This is a genomic window from Nonomuraea fastidiosa (genome assembly GCF_042751225.1).
GTDB classification, from domain to species: Bacteria; Actinomycetota; Actinomycetes; order Streptosporangiales; family Streptosporangiaceae; genus Nonomuraea; species Nonomuraea fastidiosa.
The window spans coordinates 6178768-6196368 of the sequence record NZ_CP170570.1 but is presented as its reverse complement, the minus strand read 5'-3'; the positions used below and the strand labels follow the sequence as shown (position 1 = coordinate 6196368).

The following is a 17601-nucleotide window of genomic DNA, read 5'->3' as shown; positions in this document are numbered from 1 at the left end:
CGCCTTACCAGAGCAAACACGCCGATACCTCGCGCGTCAGGCTTTCGTCCACTCCGCGCAGCCGCCGGTCTGGAACGCCTTGTCGGTGGGCTGGATGGTGACCACGGCGGCGCCGGACGGCATGCCGGCCGCGATCACGTCGCCGCTCTCGTCGCGCAGCCGGGCCCAGTAGCACATCGTGAACCCGGAGGCCGGGCCGGTGGTGCGGTAGGTGCCCGGCTGGATGTCGGTGCCGACGCGGAGGGTGCGCAGGGACGCGGAGTTGGTGAGGGTCCCGCCGGGCTGCGTCTGCGGGGGCACGCTCTGGGCGGGCGTCTCACCAGGCGGGGTCTGCACGGGCGGAGTCCCGATCGGCCCGCTCTGAGCAGGCCCGCTCTGAGCAGGCCCGCTCTGAGCAGGCCCGCTCTGAGCAGGCCCGCTCTGAGCAGGCGGGGTCTGGGCAGGCGGGGTCTGACCAGGAGGAGGAGTCTGCGCGGGTGGGGTCTGGGCCGGATCGGTGGGCACCCCCTGCGTCGGCTGCGCGGGCAGACCGGCGTCCGCGGGAGGCGACTGGCTCTTCTCGACCGTCACCGTCACCCTGGGCGCGGGCTCGCCGCTCGACGACGGGGAGCCGGCGCCGAACCCGACGAACACCCCCAGCAGGAATCCCAGCAGCGCGGCCAGCCCCGCGACGAGCACGATGATCGGCGGGCTGCTCGTCGCACGGGGGTATTGCGGGTAGTCAGGGGGAGGCGGCCCGTACATCACGGGTTTTAGCGTGCCACCCCTGTCAACCCCGCATGCGCCGGGTCAGCGGTGCAGGTAGTCGACGAGCGACGCCTTCTCCGTCTCCAGCTCCTCGATGGCGCTCTTGACGACGTCGCCGATGCTCACGATGCCGACGAGCCGGCCCTGGTCGACGACGGGCATGTGGCGGAAGCGCTGGGTGGTCATGGTGCGGCGCAGCGAGTCGACGTTCTCCCCCGGCCCCACCGTGGTCACCTCGGTCGTCATGATCGACGACACCGGCATGTCGAGGACGGCGGCGCCCCGGTCGTGCAGGCGGCGCACGACGTCGCGCTCGGAGACGATGCCCTCGATCGTCACGCCGTCAGAGGAGACGACCACCGCCCCGATGTTGCGCTCGGCGAGCTTGGCGAGCAGCTCGCGGACGGTGGCGGACGGTGCCACGCAGGTCACGTCGCTGCCCTTGTTCCGAAGGATCGTACCGATGAGCATGTGCACCACCTCTGTCCCTCAGTGTTCCAAGCCCGTGTCCAGAGCAAACAAGCGGGTGGGGGCCCAGTCAAGCGGTCCCGTAGGCTGCCTGCGTACGAATCCGACACGTCACTCAGGGACCGTGAGAAATGACCGAGCGGCTCAATACCGGAAGCCATGATCTGCCCGTCACCGAGGAGCTGGCCGCGTTCATGCGGACCGGGTGGGCGAGCGAGCGGCGGGCGGAGATCGCGCCCCGGCCGATCGCGCCGTGGGCGGCCAAGCGGCGGGCCGCGCTGGCACAGCGCTTCCCCGGCGAGCGGCTGGTGATCCCGGCGGGCACGCTGAAGGTGCGCAGCAACGACTGCGACTACCGGTTCCGGCCGCACAGCGCGTACTCGTACCTGACGGGGGCGAACGAGTCGGACGACGTGCTGGTGATCGAGCCGTCCGGCGAGGCCGTCCTGTACGTCAGGCCGCGCGCCCCGCGCGCCGAGGGCCAGGAGTTCTACCGCGACCGCCGCTACGGCGAGTTCTGGGCCGGGCCGCGCCCCGACCTGGCGGAGGCGTCCGAGCTGTACCAGATCGAGTGCGCCCACATCCGCGACCTCGACCTCAAGGGCCCGGCGCGGGTGCTGCGCGGCGTGGACCCGTCGGTGGACGCGCGGGTCGAGCGCGGCGACGGCGACGCCGAGCTGGAGTCGTTCCTGTCGGAGATGCGGCTGGTCAAGGACGAGTGGGAGGTGGGCGAGCTGCGCTCGGCGGTGGACGCGACCGTGCGCGGCTTCGAGGACGTCGTACGCGCGCTCCCCCAGGCGATCGGCCACCCGCGCGGCGAGCGGTACCTGGAGGGCGTGTTCGGGCTGCGGGCGCGCCTTGAGGGCAACGCGGTCGGCTACGAGAGCATCGTGGCCTCGGGCTCGCACGCCTGCGTGCTGCACTGGATCCGCAACGACGGCGCGCTGCACCGCGACGACCTGCTGCTCATGGACGCCGGCGTCGAGTCCGACACCCTCTACACCGCCGACGTCACCCGTACGATCCCGCTGTCCGGCCGCTTCAGCCCGGTGCAGCGCCAGGTGTACGAGCTGGTGTACGAGGCCCAGAAGGCGGCCATCGCGACGCTGCGGCCGGGCGCCCGCTTCCGCGACTTCCACCTGGCGGCCATGCGCGTCATCTGCGACGGCCTGCGCGAGTGGGGCCTGTTCAAGGAGTCGGCCGACACGCTCATGGAGACCGGCCTGTACCGCCGCTACACGCTCTGCAGCAGCGGCCACATGCTGGGCCTCGACGTGCACGACTGCGCGAAGTCCAGGGCCGAGGTCTACCTGGACGGCGTGCTGGAGGAGGGCCACGTGCTGACCGTCGAGCCCGGCCTGTACCTTCAGCCGGACGACCTGACGCTGCCGCAGGAGCTGCGCGGCATCGGCGTGCGCATCGAGGACGACCTGCTGATCACGGCGGACGGCGCGACCATGCTGTCGGACGGCCTGCCCCGCCACCCCGACGAGATCGAGTCCTGGATGGGCGGGCTCCTGTAGCGAGCCGGGCACGTCGGCGGCGCGATGGCGCAGGTCATCGTCAAGCTCGAGGCCACCTCGCAGGCGACCGTGCGCGAGGTCTACCTGGCCGACGTGGACGAGGCGACCGCGCACGCCATCGTGGTCGTGGACCAGCAGGTGAACACCTCGGAGGCGATCCGTTCCGTCAAGGACCCCCACCTCGAGATCAGCACGGTGAAGGAGAAGGACACCAGGAAGATCAACGACGTGCCGTGCTCGGCGCGGCGTCGGGGGACCGGTACAGCCTGGACGGCAAGCCCGCCGACAAGTGATCAGCGGCGGCAGGTCGGCGTGGGGTCGAGGAACACCTGCCGTACCTGGGGGAACTGCTCGCGCAGCCGCCGTTCCACCTCGTCGGCGGCCTTCTCGACGCCACGGGCCGTGGCCTCGTCCTGGAAATCGATCTTCGCGGCGACCAGGACCGCGCCCGGCCCGATCACCATCGTCAGCAGCTCCACCACGCCGGCCACCTCGGGCTGGTCGAGCAGCACGGCGCGGATGCCGTTCTGCACGCTCTCGGGCGCGGCCTGGCCGATGAGCAGCGACAGGTTCGTCCTGATCAGGGTGACCGCGACGACCAGCAGGAGCAGGCCGATCACGACGGAGGCGACGCCGTCCCAGAGCGCCGATCCGGTGAGCTGCGAGCCGAGCAGCCCTCCGGCGGCCACCAGCAGCCCGATGAGCGCGGCGCCGTCCTCGAACAGCACGGCCTTCAGCGCCGTGTCGGAGGTCACCCGTACGAGCCGTCGGGGCGGGATGCCGTAACGTGCGGCCTCGCGGCGCAGCTGCGCCAGCCCTTTGAGCAACGAGGTGCCCTCGAGCACGAACGCGACGGCCAGCACGACGTACGAGGGGGTGAGGTCGGCCAGCTCCTCGCCGTGGCCGACCTCGTGCAGGCCGTGGGTGATGGAGAACCCGGCCCCGCCCACCAGCGTCGCCACCGCCGCCATCAGCGCCCAGACGAAACCCGCCTTGCCGTGCCCGAACGGATGCCGCCGGTCGGCCGGCTTGCCCGACCGCCGCACGGCCACCAGCAGCAGCAGCTCGGTCACGGTGTCGGCGGCGGAGTGCGCCGCCTCCGACAGCATGGCGGCCGAGCCGCCGATGAGACCGGCGATCAGCTTCGCCAGCGCGATCGCCAGGTTCGCGGCGCCGGCCACGAGCACGGTGCCCAGGCTCTCCCCAGACTTCTCGCCCATAGCGCCCCACCTTACGTGCGCTAGATTGAGTGCGTGAGTGAGCCCCGCTGGCTGTCGCCTGCCGAACAACGTGCGTGGCGTACGCATCTGGCGGTGCACAAGCTGCTCATGCACCGGCTCGACCGCGAGCTGCACGCGCACTCGCTCTCGCTCAACGACTACGAGATCCTCGTCAACCTCTCCGAGAGCCCGGGCCGCCGCATGCGGATGAGCGAGCTGGCCGACGTCACCATCCAGTCGCGCAGCCGGCTGTCGCACCAGATCTCCCGCATGGAGGCCAAGGGCCTGGTCGTCAGGGAGGACTGCCGCGACGACCGCAGGGGCACCTACGCGGTGCTGACCGACGAGGGCTGGGAGACGATCCAGCGGGTGGCGCCGCACCACGTGCGGGGCGTGCGCGAGCACTTCGTCGACCGCCTCACCGACGACCAGCTCGACGCGATCGTGGCGGCGTACGCGCCGATCGTCGAGCATCTGAAGAAGCTGCGCTGACACCCAACCGATATACGCGAGCGGCCACGCGCGATCTCCGCGCTGGCTAGCATCCGGTCATGCTGAGAAAGCTACTGATCGTGGCGGTCCTCGCGCTCGCGACGGCGTGCTCGTCAGGCGGCGCGGGGGCGGAGCTGCCGGCCGGGCCCGACGTGATGAAGAAGGCCGTGGACGCCATGAAGACGGTGAAGTCGGCCGGCTTCTCCATCGCGACCGAGGGCAAGCCGAACGTGCCGCTGAAGAAGGCCGACGGGCGGCTCACGGCGGAGGGGGACGCCGACGGCACGATCACGCTCGAGGCGCTGGGCAGCCTCCTTGAGGTCACCTTCGCCGTGGTCGGCGACACCGTCCACTTCAAGGGCGCCACGGGCGGCTTCCAGAAGATGACGCGGCAGCAGCTCGCCCAGATCTACGACCCGTCGGTCATCCTGGAGCCGACCAAGGGCGTCGCGCAGCTGCTCGCCTCCGGCACCGACCCCAAGGTGGAGGCCGTCGAGAACGGCTCCTACCGGGTCGCCACCACCTTCCCCGGCAGCGTCGTCGGCCAGATCGTCCCCGGCGTCACGCAGGGCGTGAACGCCAAGATCTGGATCGACCAGGCCAGCAGCAGGCTCACCAAGGCCAGCCTGCCGCTGGAGGGCGGCACGGTGACGGTGTCGTTCAGCGACTACGACGCGCCGGTCACGATCAAGCCGCCCGCGCAGTGAGGCCGTTGCAGACGGGACGTGAGGCGAGCTTGACGGGAAGTGCTCGATGAGGAGGGCGCAGTGAGGCGCGCCCGGCGGGTGGTGCTCGGCGCGGGCGGCGCGGTGGTGCTGCTCGCCGCACTGGACGCGTACGTGGTGGTGACGGTCCTGGTCGGCATCGCCGAGGACGTCGGCATCCCGCTCAACCACCTCGAACGCGCCACCCCGATCGTGACGGGCTTCCTGCTGGGGTACGTCGCCGCGATGCCGCTGCTCGGGCGGCTCTCCGACCGGTACGGCCGCCGCCCGCTCATCCACGCCTGCCTGGCCGCGTTCGCGCTCGGCTCCGTGCTGACCGCGCTGGCGAGCGGGGAGATCACAGTGGTGGCCGGGCGCACCGTGCAGGGGGTCGCGGGCGGTGCGCTGCTGCCGATCACCATGGCGGTCATCGGCGACCTGTGGGAGGAGCGCGAGCGCTCCGTCGCCCTGGGTGCCGTCGGCGCCGCGCAGGAGCTGGGCAGCGCGCTCGGGCCCCTGTACGGCGGCCTGCTCGCCGGGGTTCCGAGCACGGTGGTCGCGGGGATCGAGCTGGGCGGCTGGCACGCCATCTTCTGGATCAACGTCCCGCTCTCCGCCCTCGCCGCCCTGGCCGTCCACCGCGCCCTCCCACCCGGCCACCTCGTGCCCCCGCCGCCCTCCTCTGGCGAGAGCAGCCCGCCCGGGAAGTCCGGAGCGGCCGCGCGCTCAGCGGTGGACGTGCACACCGAACCCGCTCAGGCTCCCGCGCCCGCCGCGAGCGCCCAGCCCATCACCGGTGCAGGAGGCGGGAAGTACGGCGAGGGCGAGGTGGCCGGTCCTGGCGCGGGCTCGCAGCCGCGCGACACCGCCGCGCCGCCGGCACCCGCCCGCTTCGCCACGCTCGCGGAAGCGGGCGAGCGCAGCAACGCGGCGGACCCGCGCACCGAAACCCTCGCACTCGGAACCGGCGCGGCCGCAGAGACGCACGCAGAAGCCGCCGGCCCGAGACCGACACGGCCACTGAAGCGGACGAGGCCAGCGCAGGCACGGGATCGACCCCGAAAGCGGGCGAGGCCCGCGCAGGCGCGAAAGCGGGCGCGGGGCGGGTGGACGCGGTCGGCGGGGCGCTGCTGGCGGTCACGCTGGCGCTGCTGATCGTGGGGCTCTACAACCCCGACCCGGCCGCCGCCGTGCTCCCGTCGTGGGGCCTGCCGCTGATCGGGGCGAGCGTGGTGGCGGGAGCCGGCTTCGTGTGGTGGGAGGTACGCTCCCCCGTACGCCTGCTCGACCTGACCGGCACCCGCAAGGGCCCCCTGCTGGCCACGCTGGCGGTCAGTTTCCTGGCGGGGGCGGCGCTGCTGGTCACGATGGTGTTCGTGCCGATCACCGCCCAGACTCTGCTCGGCGCCGACGAGCTGGGCGCGTCGCTGGTGCTGGCGAGGTTCCTGGCGGCGTTGACGGTGGCGGCGTTCCTGGGCGGCCTGCTGGCCCGCCGCCTGGGCGAGCGGGTGGTGGCGGTGGCCGGCATGGTGTCCGCGGCGGCCGGTTACGCGCTGATGAGCCGCTGGCCGCTCGACCTGGCCGAGGCGGGCCTGAGGGTGGACCTCACGCTGGTCCTGGCGGGCCTGGGGCTCGGCCTGGTGATCGCCCCGGTGTCGTCGGCGGTGCTGCGGGTGAGCCGGGCGGACCAGCACGGCGTGGCGTCGGCGGCGGTCGTGGTGGCGAGGATGATGGGCATGCTGATCGGCATCGCGGCCGTGTCGGCGTGGGGTTTCTACCGGTTCCAGTCGCTGACGGCGCATCTGGACACACCGCTGCCGTTCGGGGTGGACGCGGAGACGTACCGCCGGCAGCTGGCCGAGTACACAGAGCTGGTGCAGGCTGCGCTGCACACCGAGTACACCGAGATGTTCCTGGTCACGGCGGTCATCTGCCTGCTGGGGGCGGTGGTGGCCGCCCGCATGCCGGCCCGCCGCTGAAAGGCGGCCCCACGCGGGCGGTGGTGCCCGCCGACCTACCGGCCCGCCGCTGAGGGGCGGCCCACGAGCCCTCCGAGCAGAGGGCCGCCCCTCGGCGCAGGTTCAGGGCGTCAGGCGGTGCAGGTCGCGCGGGAACGCGGTGACCTGGCGGACGTTGGCGGCGCCGGTCAGCTTGGCCGTCCAGCGTTCGAGGCCGAGGGCGAAGCCGCCGTGGGGCGGCATCCCGTACCGGAACGCCTGGAGATACCCCTCGTACGGGCCGGTGTCCTCGCCCCGGTCGGCCAGCGCGCGGACGTAGTCGTCGTAGCGGTGCAGCCGCTGCCCGCCGGTCACGAGTTCGAGCCCGCGGAAGAGCAGGTCGAACCCGTTGGTGTAGCCGGGCCGCTCGGGGTCGGGGTGGGTGTAGAAGGGCCGCTTGGACATCGGGTAGCCGGTGACGAAGAGGAACTCCGACCCGTGCTCCCGCTCGGCCCACTCCGACAGCCACCGTTCCTGCGCGGGCGACAGGTCGGGCTCCGGCGACGAGGTCAGCCGCTGCGCCTCGGTGAAGTGCACGGCCGGGATCTCGGCGGGCACCTCGGGCAGGCGTACGCCGAGCAGTGACACGGCGTGCCCGGCCCGGCGGCGTACGGACTCCAGCATGCCCGCCACCACCTCGCGCAGCACCGCCATCACGTCCCGGTGGTCGCGGATGAAGCCCAGCTCGGCGTCCAGGCTGGTGTACTGGGCGAGGTGCCGTACGGTGTCGTGCGGCTCGGCGCGGAAGACGGGCCCGACCTCGTAGACCCGCTCGAACACCCCGACCATCGCCTGCTTGTAGAACTGCGGCGACTGCGCGAGGTAGGCGGGCCTGCCGAAGTAGTCGATGGCGAAGACGTTCGCGCCGGACTCGGTGGCCGAGCCGACGATCTTCGGCGTGTGGATCTCGGTGAACCCGAGCCGGTCGAGCGTCTCGCGGAACCCGGCGACGCCCGCGGCCGCGATCTCCAGGGGCGCCCGCAGCAGCGGGTGCCGCAGCGCGACCGGCGCGTGGTCGAGCACGGTCGGCAGCGCCGCGTTGACCGCGGGCCGGTAGAGGTCGAACGGCGGCGCCGCACCCGTCTCGGCCAGCACCTCGATCGAGGGCTCGACCAGCTCATGGCCGCCGGGCGCCTGCGGGTTGGCGGCCACGGTGCCGGTGACCGCGACCACTGTCTCTTCGGCAGGCAGGTCGCTCTCGGCCGAGCCGTTCGCGGAAGACAGGCCGCCCCCTGACGGGCCGACCTCGGAAGGCGGGTCGTGCGCGGTGACGGCCTGGGCGAGCCCGGCGCGGTCGCGTACGACGAGGAAGGACACGGACTTCAGTCGCCGGCGGCGATGGACCCAGCCGGCGACCGTCACTCGTTGCCCGGCGTGCTCAGCGAGCTCCGCCGACAGAACACGAGAGATCATCACAACTCCTGCGAAGAATTGCATGACCCCTTGGGAGTGCGGGGGAGAAGGGAGCTCCCGGTGCCACCGCACTTTCACCGCCCCCGGCGAACGGGGGCGGCCTCGTTACGACCCGATGACGGGGGTCAACCGGCGGGGCATTTCCTCCCCGCACTCAGGAGTGTCTTCACCGGCGGGTCACGGCACCGCCTTCGCAGCTACCGGCGGCTCTCTGCGGCCGTGGGTCCCGCGGCTACTCGTCTCCGTCAACGCGTTGCCGGTGACCTTATCACTTGTCCTTCTTGCGCTTCTCCCTGATTTTCATCGTCACCTCGATGGGCGAGCCGGCGAAGCCGAACTCCTCGCGGATGCGCCGTTCGATGAAGCGCCGGTAGGTGTCCTCCAGCCAGCCGGAGGTGAACAGCACGAACTTGGGCGGCTCGATGGCCGCCTGGGTGGCGAAGAGGATCTTCGGCTGCTTGCCGCCGCGCACCGGCGGCGGGGTCTCGCGCACCAGGTCGGTCAGGAACGCGTTGAGCCGGGCCGTCGGCACCCGCGTGGACCACGAGTCGAGCGCCTTCTCCAGGGCGGGCACGAGCCGGTCGAGGTGGCGGCCGGTCTTGGCGGAGATGTTGACGCGCAGCGCCCACGGGGTGCGGACGAGCTGGCGGTCGATCTCCTTCTCCAGGTAGTAGCGGCGGTCCTCGTCGAGCAGGTCCCACTTGTTGAAGGCGACGACCATGGCCCGGCCCGACTCGATGACCAGGCCGATGATGCGCAGGTCCTGCTCGGTGAGCGGCTGGCTGGCGTCGATGAGCACGACCGCGACCTCGCTGCGCTCGAGCGCTGCGCGGGTGCGCATGGCGGCGTAGAAGTCGGCGCCCTGCAGCTCGCGGTCGCGCCGCCGGATGCCGGCGGTGTCGACGAAGCGCCAGGTGCGCCCGCCCAGCTCGATCAGCTCGTCGACGGGGTCGCGGGTGGTGCCGGCCATCGGGTCGACGAGCACGCGCTCCTCCCCCGCCAGCTTGTTGAGCAGGGAGGACTTGCCGACGTTGGGCTTGCCGAGCAGCGCCACGCGGGCGGGCCCGCGCTCGCCGTCGAAGGTGACCTTCGGCGTCTCGGGCAGCAGGTCGAGCACGACGTCGAGCAGGTCGCCGCTGGAGCGCCCGTGCAACGCGGAGACCGGGTGGGGCTCGCCGAGCCCGAGCGACCACAGCGCGCTGGCCTCCAGCTCGAGCTGCTGGTTGTCGACCTTGTTGGCGGCCAGCACGACCGGCTTGCCCGACTGGCGCAGCACCGAGCCGACGATCTCGTCGGCGTCGGTGGCGCCCACGGTGGCGTCGACCACGAACACGATCACGTCGGCCAGCTCGACGGCCACCTGCGCCTGCTCGGCGATGCGCGCGTTCATGCCCGTGGCGTCGGGGTCCCAGCCGCCGGTGTCGACCACGGTGAAGCGGCGGCCACGCCAGTTGGCGTCGTACGTGACCCGGTCGCGGGTGACGCCCGGCACGTCTTCGACGACCGCCTCACGGCGGCCGATGATGCGGTTGACCAGCGTGGACTTGCCGACGTTCGGCCGGCCCACGATGGCCACGACGGGCAGCGGCGTGCTGTCCTCGTGCTCGCCTATCTCAAGGTCTTCGAGGTCGGCCTCGACCCAATCCCCCGTTGTCACTATTCATCGTCCTTTGTGAGTCCCGCACCGGACTTCGGGTCAGGTGCGCTCTTTGACCAGTCTCAACACTTCCGCGATGACCTCGTCCAAGGTCAGGTCGGTGGTGTCGAGCTCGACGGCGCCCTCCGCCATCGAGAGCGGGTCTGTCTTCCGTGTCGAGTCAAGGGTGTCACGCCTGGCCATGGCCTCGCGCTGCGCCTCCACCGTCGAGCCGGCCACCTCGGCGCTGCGCCGCAGAGCGCGGGCCTCGGGGCTGGCCGTCAGGTAGACCTTCACGGCGGCGTCGGGGCAGACGACCGTGCCGATGTCGCGGCCCTCCACCACGATGTCGCCGTCGCCGACGATCTCGCGCTGGAGCGCCACCAGGCGGGCGCGTACCTCGGGGACCGCCGCCACCAGCGAGACCGCGCCGGTCACGTCGGCCTCCCTGATCGGCCCCGCCACATCGACGCCGTCGACGTGGATGGTGGGGCCGTCAGGGTCGGTGCCGGAGACGACCTCGGGCTCGCCGCAGCGGGCCGCGATGGCGGCGGGATCGGTCAGATCGACGCCCTCGCGCAGCATCCACCAGGTCATCGCGCGGTACATCGCCCCGGTGTCCAGGTAACGCAGGCCCAGCGCGCGGGCGACCCCGCGCGACACGCTCGACTTACCCGACCCCGAAGGGCCGTCCATCGCGACGACCAGACCGGCCACGGTCTCTCCCTCTTCACGTTTCGGCTTGCCGGAAAGAGGCTACCGCCTCCGGGTCAGTCGGCGATCCAGCTCGCGTGGAAGCCGAGCGGCACGCGTACGGGAAGATGCACGGTGGCGACGGGCTCGCCGGTGAAGTCCTGCGCGGACAGGATCACCAGATCGGCCGCTCCCCTGCCGGGGTTGTTGACGTAGGCGAGCACGTAGCCGTCGTCCTCGGCCGCGCCTGAGCCGTCGCCCGCCGGGACGAAGACCGGCTCCCCCGCGTACGCGTCGCGCCCCATCCGCCGCGTCTCCCGCGTGCCGGTCGTCAGGTCGTGCTTGATCAAAGTGTTGTCGAACGCCGAGTCCGGCATGTCCTCAAGATCGGTGGCGCCAGGGTAGAAGCGCTCCTCCACGTCGAAAGTGGCGACGGTGTAGCCGTAGCGGTACGGCCGGCCGGTGCGGCGCTCGTCCATGCGCGGGAACTCCTGCGGCCGGTCGTCGAGCCGCGTCTCGGTCACCGTTCCCGTACGCAGGTCGATGCGCCAGCGGTCGAGCGTGGGCGCGCCCCCGAGATCCAATCGGCCGTCCACGAACCGCCTGGGGTAGCGCACGGCGTCCACGACCACCTCATCGCCCTCCTCGTAGGCGTTGAGCGTGTGGAACACCCAGCACGGCGCCACCTCGAACCAGCGCACCTCGCCGGTCGCCCGCGACAGCAGGCCGAGCCGCGGCGCGTGGTCCTCGTTCCACGCGACGGGCAGCGTCGTCCCCTTCTCGGCCTGCTCCATGCTGAACGTCACCGGCAGGTCGTAGATCACCACGTAGCGCTCGGTGAGCGCGAAGTCGTGCATCATCGGCGCGTCGGGGACCGGGATCTTCGTCACCTGCGTCACCTCGCCCTTGGCGTCGATGACGATGTGCTGGTGGTGGTCCCAGCCGAAGAAGTACGCCATCGCGTGCAGCTCGCCGGTGACCGGGTCGAGGTGGGCGTGGCCGGTGTAGCCGCCGGGCAGCTTCCCGCCGAAGTCGCACGGGCCGATCGTGTCGAGCTCGTACGTCAGCTCGTACGGCCGCGCTCCCCCTTCCTGCGTCGCGAACGTGCGGCCGGCCACCCCGATCACGTACGTGTTGGGCGCGAGGTCCAGGCCGGCGTGCACCGGCCCGGAGCGCGGCTCCTCGCCGAGCCGCTCGGCGACGGAGGCGCTGCGCACCCACCGGTTGCGGTACCACTCGGCGCGGCCGTCGCGCAGCCTGATGCCGTGCACCATGCCCTCGGGCAGGAGCATGTGGGCGGCGGCCGGGTCGTCGAGGCCGATCGGGTTGGGGCCGTTGCGCAAGTAGCGGCCGTTCAGCTCGGCCGGGATGCGGCCGGTGACCTCCAGGTCGAAGGCCGTGATCTCCTCGGTGGCGGGGGCGAAGCCTCCGGTGAACGGTGTGGTGCTCATGATCTCCCTCTCCTGTCGTGATCAGGTACGGCGTCCGTCCCGGGTCATGAACGGGGTGAGCACCGAGGTGCACAGCAGCCGGTAGCGGGCCGAGGTGTCGGCCTCCTCGAAGTAGCTGGAGATCTCCAGGCTGACCGCCCCGTGAACGGCCATCCCGAGCAGGTCGGCGATCTCCGGCGCCTCGGCCCCGGCCAGCTCCCCCGCCTCCAGGCATGCGGCCACGCCCGCCACGAGCATGCCGAACGTGCGCTTGGCCGTCCGGATGGCCTCCTCCCCCGCCTTGAACCCCGGCAGGGCGCCGAGGAACATCACGCGGTAGTAGTCGGGCTCGGCCAGTGCGTGGTCGCGGTAGGCGGCCAGCATGGCCATCAGCCGGTCGAGCGGGCCGCCGTCGCGCGGCACGTCCAGCAGCCGCCGCTCCAGCCGGGCGAAGCCCTCCAGCCAGAGGGCCTCGCTGAGGCCGTCCTTGCCGCCGAAGAGCGTGTAGATGACCTTCGTGGAGCAGCCGACCTCGGACGCGATGCGCCGGACGGTCAGCGCCGCCGGCCCTTCGTTGATGAGCAGGTTCTTGGCCGCTTCGAGGATGGTCGCCCTGACGACGTCCTGCCCTTCGCGCTGGGCCTGCTGGTACGGGGTGCTCACGGTAACGCCGTTTCTTGTCGGTAACACTGTTACCGATCTTTGTACGCGAAGCCGCCCGGCCCGTCAACCCGGAGACCGGGGCGCTCAGCCCGGGACGCGTCCTGTAGAGCCGGACCTAACACGTGAAAACGGGATCTACCAACTCACTGCGAGCAAGTCGTTACGTATCGTGATTGGGGGGCATCAGGCAGGTATGACAACCGCACCTAACCCGATCGACCTGCAGAAGCACCTGAGCGGGGTCGACTACCCGGCCAGCAAGCAGGATCTGATCAAGGCGGCTCGCGAGCAGAACGCGAGCAAGGACATTCTCAAGGCACTCGAATCCATGCCGGACCGCGAATACGACGGCCCGAACGCCGTCAGCCAGGCGATCACCAAACGCTGATTCGCCCGGCAGGACATCGGGCGGGGCCCCACAGGGCTCCGCCCGATCCGTGTCCCGGCACGGGGTGCGGCCCGTCGCCGCCGACGGCTCCACGCAGGCGTTGCCTCCAAGGACGCGGACAACCGCACGTCAGAAGCCGCCTGAACGCGGACAACCGCGCATCAGAAGCCGCCTGAACGCGGACAACCGCGCATCAGAAACCGCCTGAACGCGGACATCGGGGCGTCAGAGGCGGCTTGGACGCGGTCGTCGGCAGTGGTGCGTCAGGGGAGTCAGGGGACCTGCCAGCCGCGCTCGTGCAGCGCCTCGGTGAGCGTGGCGGCCGCGCCGGGCTCGACCGACAGCTCGGCGATGCCCAGCGGCAGGCCGGGGGCGTGCTCCAGCCGGACGTCCTCGACGTTGACCCCGACCTCGTCGCACACCTGGAACAGCCGGGCGAGCTGGCCGGGACGGTCGCCGATGACCACCTGAACGACGGCGTACGCGGAGGCGGGCCCGCCGTGCTTGCCGGGGATGCGGTCGTGCCCCGCCACGCCTCGCTTGAGCAACTGGGTGATCTCGTCGGTGGCGGTGCCGTCGCCCTCGGCCAGGGCGCGCAGCGCGCTGGCCGCGTCGGCGAGGTCGTTGGCCACGGCCTCCAGCACCTCGGCCACCGGCCCCGCGTTGCCGGACAGGATGCCGAGCCACAGCCCGGGGTCGCTGCCCGCGATCCGCGTGACGTCGCGGATGCCCTGGCCGGCCAGCCCGAGCGCGACGTCGGTGGCGTCGGCGAGCCGGGCCGCCACCGCCGATGCGGCCACGTGGGGTGCGTGCGAGACGACCGCGACCGCGCGGTCATGGTCGATGGCGCTCACCTCGACGGCGTTGGCCCCGCACAGCTCGATCAGCCGCAGCACCGCCGCCTTCGCCTCAGGATCGGCCTCCTCGGTCGGGCACAGCGCCCACGGACGCCCCAGGAACAGATCCTCCCTGGCCGCGCCGGGCCCCGACTTCTCCCGCCCGGCGAGGGGGTGCGAGGCGACGTAGGACGCCAGGTCGCAGCCGAGCTGCCTGGCCCGGTGGATGGGCTCGCCCTTGACGCTGGCCACGTCGGTGTAGAAGCGGGCGGCGCCGATGCGCTGCAGCTCGTGCAGCTCGGTCGCCACGGCCGCGGGCGGCACCGCGATGACCGCGAGGTCCACACCCTCGGCCTGGGGCGTGCCCGGCCGCCACTCCTCGCCTGCGCCGAGCTCCCGTGCCAGCCGTACGGCTCCCTCGTCGCGGTCGGCGAGCAGCACCCGGACGCCCCGCTTGCGCAGCGCCAGCGCCGTGGAGGTGCCGATGAGACCGGTGCCGACGACGAGCACGGTACGAAGATCCATCTCGATGTCCTGATTGGTCGGGCTGAACGGTTGAGAGGTGCCGCGCGGCCGGCCTGCCTGCCGCGTCCTGTGCCTGGTCCTGGGCTGGTTGGTCCTGGGCTGGGTGGTCCTGGGCTTGGAGCGAATCTACTGGGCGATGTCCTGCCTCAGCGCCACCGCGCCCCGCAGATAGACGTGGTGGATCTCGGAACGCGGCCGGTCGGTCTCGATGTGGGCGAGCAGGCGCACCACGCGCGGCAGCGCCCCGGGGACGTCGATCTCGGTGGCGCAGATCAGCGGCACTTCGTGAAAACCCAGCTTACGCGCGGCGAGCGCGGGGAACTCGGCCGTCAGGTCGGGCGTCGCGGTGAACAGCACGCTGATCACGTCGTCCGGAGTCAGGCTGTTACGCTCCATGATCACGCTGACCAGCTCGGTCGTGCCCGAAATGATGGAGTCGCGGTCGTTGGCGTCCACCTGGATCGCACCACGGATCGCCCGCACCATGTGCTTCGTCCCCTTCCAGAGCCGTAGAGCCCGTGCGGAGTTCGCGCACGGGCTCCTGCGTCCGGCCAGATTACAGCTTCACCGCCGCGTACAGGTCGCCGACTTCCTTCAGCGTCAGCGCCCTGACCGTGCCAGGCTTCGTCCGGCCCAGCTTCACCGGGCCGAACTCGATCCTGGCCAGATCGATCACCCGGTGGCCGACCGCTTCGAGCAGCCGCCTGACCACGTGCTTGCGGCCCTCGTGCAGCACCACCTCGACCAGCGCCTGCTGGCCGTGCTCCTGCACCACCGAGAACGAGTCGACCCTGACGATGCCGTCCTCCAGCTCGACGCCCTCCTTGAGCCTGCGGGCGAGGCTGCGCGGGATCGGGCCCGGCACCTTGGCCCAGTACTTCTTCGGCACGCCGTAGCTGGGGTGCGTCAGCCGGTTGGCCAGCTCGCCGTCGTTGGTGAGCAGCAGCAGGCCCTCGGTCTCGGTGTCGAGCCGCCCCACGTGGAACAGCCGAGGCGCCAGGTCCTCGACGTAGTCGGCCAGGCACGGCCGGCCCTGCGGGTCGTTCATGGTGGACACGACGCCGATGGGCTTGTTCAGCGCGTAGTAGACGAGGTCGGGCGCGGTCGGGATGCGCCTGCCGTCGACGTGGATGACCTGCTTGGCCGGGTCGACCTTGGCGCCGAACCTGCGCACCACCTGGCCGTCCACGGTGACGCGGCCCTCGCCGATCATCTCCTCGCAGGCCCTGCGGCTGGCCACGCCCGCCTGGGCGAGCACCTTCTGCAGGCGTACGCCGTCGGGGACCTCGGTGGTGTCGCGCTCGTCGGTGTAGCCCTCGGGGTAGAAGTCGCGGTCGCGGATCGGCTGGCGGGCCGCCTTGACGCGGTCGCGCTGCGGGCTGCCGGAGCCGCCGCGCCGGCTGCTGCCGCCGATGGTCTGCACGACGTCCCTGCGCCCGGTGTCCCTGCGCCCGGTGTCCCTGCGCCCGGTGTCCCTGCGCCCGGTACGCGTCGCGGGACGGCCGCCGCGGCCGCTGCGCACGCTCTCGGACCGGTCGCGCCTGCCGGAGCGCTCCTGGCGGCCGCCGTACTCGTCGCGGTCGCGCTCGGGGCGGTCGGCCCAGTCGCGCCGGCCCGGCCTGTCATCGTCGTCACGCCGGCCGTAGCGGGCGCGGGTGGAGGTCACGGGCTTGGGGGCGACGTCCTCGCGCCGTCCGCCGCGTCCGGCCCTGAACACGCTCGGGCCGCGCTCGTCGCGCCGGTCGTCACGGCGGTCGTCACGGTCGTCGCCGCGCCAGTCGTCATAGCGGTCGTCATAACGGTCGTCGCGCCGGCCGGACCGGTGACCGTCCCGGCCCTCGTCGCGGAACCGCTCGCCGCGCTCGTAACGCTCGCCCGTGTCGAACCTGTCGAACCTGTCGGTCCTGTCGCTGCGGCCGTACCGGGCGCGGGTGCCGCTACGGTCGGCGCGCAGGGAGTCGCGCGACGGACGGCCACGGAAGTCGTCCTGGCCGCGGAAGTCGTCGTCACGGAAGTCGCCCCGGCCGCCGCGGGCACCGCGGGAATCCCCTCCACGCGTGCCGCCGCCGCGGGTGTCACCGGAGCGGAAGGCGGGACGCCCGCCACGGCCGGAGCCGCCGGCACGTCCACGACCGCGTCCATCACCGGACGGGGTGCTACGCCTGTTGATCACTTTGTCGTCTCCTCGAGATTTTCCACGTCGTCGGGGAGGAAAGGCGCGAGCTCGGGGAGCTCGCTCAGGTCCCGCAGTCCCAGACGTTCAAGGAAGTATGAGCTTGTCCGGTAGAGCACTGCCTGGCTCTCCGGGTCGGTGCCGGCCTCCTCGACCAGCCCCCTGGCGACGAGCGTCCGCATGACGCCGTCGCTGTTGACGCCGCGCACCGCGGCGACGCGGGCACGGCTCACCGGTTGCCGGTAGGCAACGACCGCGAGTGTCTCCAGAGCGGCCTGGGTGAGCCGCGTCTGCTGGCCGTCGCGTACGAACCGCTCGACCATAGGCGCGCACTCGGCGCGCGTGTAGAAACGCCAGCCGCCCGCGACTTCTCGCAAATCAAAACCCCGCCCTGCGGCGGTGTATTCCGCCGCGAGCGCGCGCAACGCAGCGGCCACCTCGTGCGTCGGCCGCTCCAGCACTTGAGCCAGCGTCACTTCGGCGACCGGCTCGTCGACCACCATCAGGATAGCCTCAAGCGCCGCCTCCAACGACGGCCCCTCCTCAGAGCCCCCGCCGACGCCCTCGTCCTCACGCCCCTCAGCGTCGCCTTCTCCCGCGCCTGCCGCCGCCGAAGCGCCGTCTCCCCGGGCCCCATTCCGCCGCTCGGAGCCCGAAGCGCTGGTGGCGGCCCCATCAGCCTCACCCCTGGCA

General features: G+C 71.9%; 18 protein-coding genes. 6 read left to right on the top strand and 12 right to left on the bottom strand.

Annotation, left to right across the window (positions count from 1 at the left end):
* Positions 1-36 precede the first annotated feature (36 nt).
* A complete protein-coding gene (locus tag ACFMQL_RS28515; protein WP_378787872.1) occupies positions 37-747 on the bottom strand; it encodes a hypothetical protein in 711 nt (236 codons plus the stop codon).
* A gap of 42 nt (positions 748-789) precedes the next feature.
* Complete coding sequence (locus ACFMQL_RS28510) at positions 790-1218, bottom strand: CBS domain-containing protein (RefSeq protein WP_364054469.1); 429 nt, start codon at positions 1216-1218, stop codon at positions 790-792.
* 128 nt (positions 1219-1346) lie between these two features.
* Between ACFMQL_RS28510 and ACFMQL_RS28505 the strand changes: the two genes are divergently transcribed.
* Positions 1347-2738 carry an aminopeptidase P family protein gene (locus ACFMQL_RS28505; protein ID WP_364054472.1) on the top strand — a complete coding sequence of 464 codons (1392 nt, stop codon included), beginning with the start codon at positions 1347-1349 and terminating at the stop codon, positions 2736-2738.
* A gap of 293 nt (positions 2739-3031) precedes the next feature.
* On the opposite strand, the gene ACFMQL_RS28500 is transcribed toward ACFMQL_RS28505, so the two are convergent.
* Complete coding sequence (locus ACFMQL_RS28500; RefSeq protein ID WP_364054475.1) at positions 3032-3958, bottom strand: cation diffusion facilitator family transporter; 927 nt, start codon at positions 3956-3958, stop codon at positions 3032-3034.
* Between the two features lie 33 nt (positions 3959-3991).
* Between ACFMQL_RS28500 and ACFMQL_RS28495 the strand changes: the two genes are divergently transcribed.
* From ACFMQL_RS28495 to ACFMQL_RS28480, 4 genes are read left to right on the top strand one after another with little or no spacing between them, the layout of a single operon-like run.
* Positions 3992-4450 carry a MarR family winged helix-turn-helix transcriptional regulator gene (locus tag ACFMQL_RS28495; RefSeq protein WP_378787869.1) on the top strand — a complete coding sequence of 153 codons (459 nt, stop codon included), beginning with the start codon at positions 3992-3994 and terminating at the stop codon, positions 4448-4450.
* A 59-nt stretch (positions 4451-4509) separates the two neighbouring features.
* Positions 4510-5157, top strand: a complete 648-nt coding sequence (locus tag ACFMQL_RS28490) for an LppX_LprAFG lipoprotein (RefSeq protein WP_364054481.1) — start codon at positions 4510-4512, stop codon at positions 5155-5157.
* Positions 5158-5217: 60 nt separating this feature from the next.
* The gene (locus ACFMQL_RS28485; protein WP_378787867.1) at positions 5218-6309 is read left to right on the top strand and encodes an MFS transporter; all 1092 of its coding nucleotides are present in this window, start codon (positions 5218-5220) and stop codon (positions 6307-6309) included.
* Positions 6261-7133, top strand: coding sequence for a hypothetical protein (locus tag ACFMQL_RS28480; protein ID WP_378787865.1), 873 nt, complete (start codon positions 6261-6263; stop codon positions 7131-7133). Before ACFMQL_RS28485 ends, ACFMQL_RS28480 begins: the two co-directional genes overlap by 49 nt.
* Before the next feature lie 102 nt (positions 7134-7235).
* On the opposite strand, the gene aspS is transcribed toward ACFMQL_RS28480, so the two are convergent.
* The 5 genes from aspS to ACFMQL_RS28455 all read right to left on the bottom strand — a co-directional run bounded on the left by aspS (position 7236) and on the right by ACFMQL_RS28455 (position 12986).
* Positions 7236-8564, bottom strand: a complete 1329-nt coding sequence (gene aspS / locus ACFMQL_RS28475; protein ID WP_364054487.1) for an aspartate--tRNA(Asn) ligase — start codon at positions 8562-8564, stop codon at positions 7236-7238.
* Between the two features lie 268 nt (positions 8565-8832).
* Positions 8833-10221, bottom strand: coding sequence for a ribosome biogenesis GTPase Der (gene der, locus ACFMQL_RS28470; protein WP_364054490.1), 1389 nt, complete (start codon positions 10219-10221; stop codon positions 8833-8835).
* A 39-nt stretch (positions 10222-10260) separates the two neighbouring features.
* Positions 10261-10917 carry a (d)CMP kinase gene (gene cmk / locus ACFMQL_RS28465; protein WP_364054493.1) on the bottom strand — a complete coding sequence of 219 codons (657 nt, stop codon included), beginning with the start codon at positions 10915-10917 and terminating at the stop codon, positions 10261-10263.
* A gap of 53 nt (positions 10918-10970) precedes the next feature.
* Positions 10971-12344, bottom strand: coding sequence for a carotenoid oxygenase family protein (locus ACFMQL_RS28460; RefSeq protein WP_378787863.1), 1374 nt, complete (start codon positions 12342-12344; stop codon positions 10971-10973).
* A 21-nt stretch (positions 12345-12365) separates the two neighbouring features.
* Positions 12366-12986 (bottom strand): TetR/AcrR family transcriptional regulator, encoded by a 621-nt coding sequence (locus ACFMQL_RS28455; protein ID WP_378787861.1) that lies wholly within the window; start codon positions 12984-12986, stop codon positions 12366-12368.
* A gap of 193 nt (positions 12987-13179) precedes the next feature.
* Here ACFMQL_RS28455 and ACFMQL_RS28450 point away from each other — a divergent pair, with 193 nt between their 5' ends.
* A complete protein-coding gene (locus ACFMQL_RS28450; RefSeq protein WP_364054502.1) occupies positions 13180-13374 on the top strand; it encodes a DUF2795 domain-containing protein in 195 nt (64 codons plus the stop codon).
* 272 nt (positions 13375-13646) lie between these two features.
* Here the strand turns inward: ACFMQL_RS28450 and ACFMQL_RS28445 are convergent, their stop codons facing one another.
* The 4 genes from ACFMQL_RS28445 to scpB all read right to left on the bottom strand — a co-directional run bounded on the left by ACFMQL_RS28445 (position 13647) and on the right by scpB (position 17438).
* The gene (locus ACFMQL_RS28445; protein WP_364054505.1) at positions 13647-14735 is read right to left on the bottom strand and encodes a prephenate dehydrogenase; all 1089 of its coding nucleotides are present in this window, start codon (positions 14733-14735) and stop codon (positions 13647-13649) included.
* A 126-nt stretch (positions 14736-14861) separates the two neighbouring features.
* Positions 14862-15221: a chorismate mutase gene (gene aroH / locus ACFMQL_RS28440; RefSeq protein WP_364054508.1), complete on the bottom strand. Its 360-nt coding sequence runs from the start codon at positions 15219-15221 to the stop codon at positions 14862-14864.
* 70 nt (positions 15222-15291) lie between these two features.
* Positions 15292-16908, bottom strand: coding sequence for a pseudouridine synthase (locus ACFMQL_RS28435; protein ID WP_378787859.1), 1617 nt, complete (start codon positions 16906-16908; stop codon positions 15292-15294).
* Entirely contained in the window at positions 16905-17438 is a 534-nt protein-coding gene (scpB, locus tag ACFMQL_RS28430) for an SMC-Scp complex subunit ScpB (protein ID WP_378790218.1), read from the bottom strand. The genes ACFMQL_RS28435 and scpB overlap by 4 nt, the downstream gene beginning before the upstream one ends.
* Positions 17439-17601 lie beyond the last annotated feature (163 nt).

Excerpts from the sequence above, each read along its gene's own strand:
- ACFMQL_RS28510 (WP_364054469.1), bottom strand. The coding sequence starts at position 1,218 with ATGCTCATCGGTACGATCCTTCGGAACAAGGGCAGCGACGTGACCTGC.
- ACFMQL_RS28505 (WP_364054472.1), top strand. The coding sequence starts at position 1,347 with ATGACCGAGCGGCTCAATACCGGAAGCCATGATCTGCCCGTCACCGAG.
- ACFMQL_RS28500 (WP_364054475.1), bottom strand. The coding sequence starts at position 3,958 with ATGGGCGAGAAGTCTGGGGAGAGCCTGGGCACCGTGCTCGTGGCCGGC.
- ACFMQL_RS28490 (WP_364054481.1), top strand. The coding sequence starts at position 4,510 with ATGCTGAGAAAGCTACTGATCGTGGCGGTCCTCGCGCTCGCGACGGCG.
- aspS (WP_364054487.1), bottom strand. The coding sequence starts at position 8,564 with ATGATCTCTCGTGTTCTGTCGGCGGAGCTCGCTGAGCACGCCGGGCAA.
- ACFMQL_RS28460 (WP_378787863.1), bottom strand. The coding sequence starts at position 12,344 with ATGAGCACCACACCGTTCACCGGAGGCTTCGCCCCCGCCACCGAGGAG.
- ACFMQL_RS28450 (WP_364054502.1), top strand. The coding sequence starts at position 13,180 with ATGACAACCGCACCTAACCCGATCGACCTGCAGAAGCACCTGAGCGGG.
- ACFMQL_RS28445 (WP_364054505.1), bottom strand. The coding sequence starts at position 14,735 with ATGGATCTTCGTACCGTGCTCGTCGTCGGCACCGGTCTCATCGGCACC.
- aroH (WP_364054508.1), bottom strand. The coding sequence starts at position 15,221 with ATGGTGCGGGCGATCCGTGGTGCGATCCAGGTGGACGCCAACGACCGC.